Here is a 1047-nt window from a genome sequence, read left to right as displayed (position 1 = left end):
CGGTTTTGCTTTCAGTGTTCCTTTGATTTCTTCGGTTAGATTTAGCCTTTGTTCTGGGGATACTGCTATCATTCCATCGACTCCTGCTGTTTTCTTTCCTTGATTGTCTTGGGTTACTTTGCGGACTGCTAATAGACGAGCGTAGTATGATTTCACTAATAGACGTTGCAACCTTCTTACCTTTGCATCCTGTCCCGATTTAGCCGCTTGGTATATTCTCTTTTGGAGCTTGAAAACGTATCTTTGGACTTTCGCCCAATTGATAGCTTTCCATACATTCGTAGTCTTAGTGGTTTTCGGTTTCCCGAATCCTTTACCTTCTCTCGCTTTCGTCATATAACTCCTACTAGACTCTATCCTTACAATCAAACCGTAACCGTTCGGCTGAGCTCACGGCCGAAGCCTGTTAGCATATCCTGACTATTACTGTCAGGCGTTGGCTTTTGGTTACATCTCACATCCTTAAAGGCTTGCGCTTACACTTATCACTGCTGGGTATTTCGACCGATACTCAGAGCCTAGAAGGACTTATCACGTTCCGTTTATATGGGCGTTCCATCTTTAGATTTGTCCTCTCCACCGGGGTACTTTTAAAGGTCTTTGTAAGTGAAAATAAGATTACCTTACTTTTCCCCTTATTCTTTTTGAACGCAGTGTATCAACCTATTTCACTGCTTATTAATTACGATGGTTCAGGTCGGACATTTGGCTCCCGCCTAATCATGGATGGTTGGCAGTGGTCTCGATTTGGATGTTAGGTTACATCCAAGAGCCTTCCGTTCCCCGCTTCAGTCCCAGAGTTGTGACTTCTGAATCTGGGGGTGGCTATCGCCGTTACTCTCAACTTTGTAAATAATTGTTACAAAGTGTGTTGACCTTGAGTTCCCTTGCCTAGTTTGGTATCGATGTGATACTAAACGTTGGGACATATAAACAGTTATAAGGTTGGTCAGGGTTGACCTGTTAGATTCAGTCAGGGGACTGAAGACCTTACTAGGCGGTTATTTCAGGTATTTCAACCTTATTTCATGCCTAAACGTTTCGCAC

Annotated in this window: 1 protein-coding gene; it reads right to left on the bottom strand. The window is 43.3% G+C overall.

The window, feature by feature from the left end; genetic code table 11:
* Window positions 1–336, bottom strand: a 336-nt coding sequence (locus O9324_RS17570; protein WP_288140858.1) for a reverse transcriptase N-terminal domain-containing protein, incomplete at its 3' end; no start/stop codon positions are given.
* Window positions 337–1047 lie beyond the last annotated feature (711 nt).

Source organism: Microcystis sp. LE19-84.1B (assembly GCF_027531875.1).
GTDB classification, from domain to species: domain Bacteria; phylum Cyanobacteriota; class Cyanobacteriia; order Cyanobacteriales; family Microcystaceae; genus Microcystis; species Microcystis panniformis.
This window is presented reverse-complemented; position numbering and strand designations above follow the sequence as displayed.